The following is a 2556-nucleotide window of genomic DNA, read 5'->3' as shown; positions in this document are numbered from 1 at the left end:
GGTTCGGTAATTTTATCGTATTTAACCAGGTTAAGGTTACGTACCCAGGCTTCTTTCTTTTCCAGTTCTTCTATAGTGCCTAAAACAACAGTATTGGTTTCGGGCTGAATTTTGGTAACAAACATAGGTTTGCCCAAAGCAATGCCCAAGCCTTTACGCTGGCCTATAGTATAGTAAGGATAACCAAGGTGTTTGCCCACTGCGGTGCCGTCTGTAAGCACGAAGTTGCCCGGGCCAACACGTTCATCAAGGTCTTCTACTTTATGGCGTAGAAATGCCCTGTAGTCGTTATCAGGTACAAAGCAAATCTCGTAGCTTTCGCTTTTACCCGCCAGTTCCAGCTGACCCATATCAACGGCCATCTGCCTTATTTCGGGTTTTGAAAAACTGCCTAAAGGGAATTTGGTACGCGCAAGGTTTTGCTGCGATACGCCCCAAAGTACGTACGACTGATCTTTATTTTCGTCTTTACCTTTTGATATTACATAACGGCCGCTATCCTGTAAACGGATATTGGCGTAATGACCGGTAGCGATGAATTCGCAATCCAGTTTATCGGCACGTTTTAAAAGGGCTTCCCATTTAATGTGGGTATTGCACAGTACGCATGGGTTAGGGGTGCGGCCGGCAAGGTATTCGTCAACAAAGTTATCAATAACAAAATCGCCAAATTCGCTGCGGATATCCAGTATATAATGCGGGAAACCATAACCAACAGCCAGGGCACGCGCATCGTTAATACTATCCAGACTGCAGCAGCCCGTTTCTTTCGAACTACCACCACTTGCGGCATAGTCCCAGGTTTTCATGGTAAGGCCTATGACTTCATAGCCCTGTTCATGCAGCATTACTGCCGCTACAGAACTATCAACTCCGCCACTCATTGCCACTAATATCCTACCGTGCTTACTCATATTGGGTGCAAAGATAATGTTTTAGTGTTTATGGTGTTTATAGCTTGGGTCAGAGGATGGTAAAATGGTTGGAACGGGGGGGCTCTGCAGAGACAGTGATCTTAGATATGCTCCAAGCTGCAAACAGGTACAGTGCCACAAAGGCGATGAAACCTAAAACTACGCGGAGGGTTATTTTGATGAATTTTTTTATATTGAATTGTGAAGGTGCGGTTCACAGGGGGCACAATATGCATAACTAATATTATAGGTTAATCTTATCTTTATTTTCAAATAACCCGTTTATACCGTATCATAGTATGGCCTCCAATGACAATAGTATTACCCTGCGCATTACCCTCGAAAAACCGCCCGTAAACCTGATCTACTCTTTGCAAAAAGGTTCAGGCTCCAATTATGAGCCCGTGCAGGTACAACGATCAATAGGGGATGATCTCTATTTTCAATTGTCGATAGAAATAAAATGCACTCCGGATATGCATGATCTGCCCGATTTTCGCGGGCCGTTTGTGCAGGGGCCGACAGGCGGCAGGTTTATTTACCTGGACATTGGATCGTACGCAGGTGGTGGCGGCTGGAGCGGCCGGCTTAAAATACCGCTAACCGGTATTATATGGGATCAAATAACAGCGGGCGCAGAATTGGAAACCACCGTGCCCGGTACCGGCAAAAATGGTATGCCGAACTGTGCTACCGTAAAACCGTTTGCTGGCTGGCAGGAAAAAACAGGTGTGTAATAATTGATAGCACAATTACTTCCTCACCTGCCCATTCCCTTTTACTACCCATTTATAACTCGTCAACTCCTCAAGCCCCATTGGCCCGCGGGCGTGGAGCTTTTGGGTACTGATGCCAATTTCGGCACCAAGGCCAAACTGGGCGCCATCGGTAAAGGCTGTAGAGGTGTTTACATAAACAGCGGCGGCATCAACCCGGTTTAAAAAGGTTTCGATGTTGAGTTCATCTTCAGAGATAATTGCCTCGCTGTGTTTAGAACTGTTTATAGCGATATGCTCTAAAGCCTGTTGCAGGTTATCAACCGTTTTGATAGACATCTTCATCGACAAAAACTCGGTCCCAAAATGTTCGGGTTTGGCTTCTTCTAAAAGTGAAGCAGGGTATAAGCCATCCAATACTTCGTAGGCTTTTTTATCGGCGAAGATCTGTACCTCTTTTTGTGCCAGGGGTTCTGTGATATGTACCAGATCGCCGAGGCGTTTGCTGTTGATAATAAGGCAATCCAGAGCATTGCAAACGCTAACCCGGCGGGTTTTGGCATTGTCAATTATGGCTACCGCTTTTTCAATATCGCCGGTTTCGTCAAAATAAGTGTGCACAATGCCTGCACCTGTTTCAATAACGGGTACTTTGCTGTTATCGCGTACATAATTAATGAGGTTTTGACTGCCGCGGGGTATCAATACATCCACATATCCAACGGCATTCAGCAAGGCTTCCGTAGCTTCCCGTTCTACAGGCAAAAGCGTGGTGGTATTTACATCAATTTGATGCGCTGATAAAACCTGGTGGATGATTTTGATAATAGCCCGGTTAGAAAAATCGGCATCGCTGCCACCTTTTAATATGCTGATATTACCCGTTTTAAAACACAGCGCGAAAACATCAAACGTAACATTTGGCC

3 protein-coding genes are annotated in these 2556 nt (G+C 45.4%); 1 reads left to right on the top strand and 2 read right to left on the bottom strand.

Annotated features, from left to right (window positions below):
- Nucleotides 1-914: tRNA 2-thiouridine(34) synthase MnmA (mnmA, locus tag JWQ85_RS19580; RefSeq protein WP_299470986.1), on the bottom strand; the 914-nt coding region annotated here is incomplete at its 3' end.
- Between the two features lie 299 nt (nt 915-1213).
- Here mnmA and JWQ85_RS19575 point away from each other — a divergent pair.
- Nucleotides 1214-1651 (top strand): DUF5990 family protein, encoded by a 438-nt coding sequence (locus JWQ85_RS19575; protein ID WP_299470984.1) that lies wholly within the window; start codon nt 1214-1216, stop codon nt 1649-1651.
- A 15-nt stretch (nt 1652-1666) separates the two neighbouring features.
- Here the strand turns inward: JWQ85_RS19575 and JWQ85_RS19570 are convergent.
- On the bottom strand, nt 1667-2556 hold an 890-nt coding region (locus JWQ85_RS19570), incomplete at its 5' end, for a glutamate-5-semialdehyde dehydrogenase (RefSeq protein ID WP_299470982.1).

Source organism: Mucilaginibacter sp., assembly GCF_028288105.1.
In the GTDB taxonomy this organism is placed as follows: Bacteria; Bacteroidota; Bacteroidia; order Sphingobacteriales; family Sphingobacteriaceae; genus Mucilaginibacter.
The sequence above is the reverse complement of the archived record's forward strand: the minus strand, read 5'-3'. Positions and strand labels throughout refer to the sequence as shown.

Coding starts and splice junctions, on each gene's coding strand:
- JWQ85_RS19575 (WP_299470984.1), top strand. CDS start 1,214: ATGGCCTCCAATGACAATAGTATTACCCTGCGCATTACCCTCGAAAAA.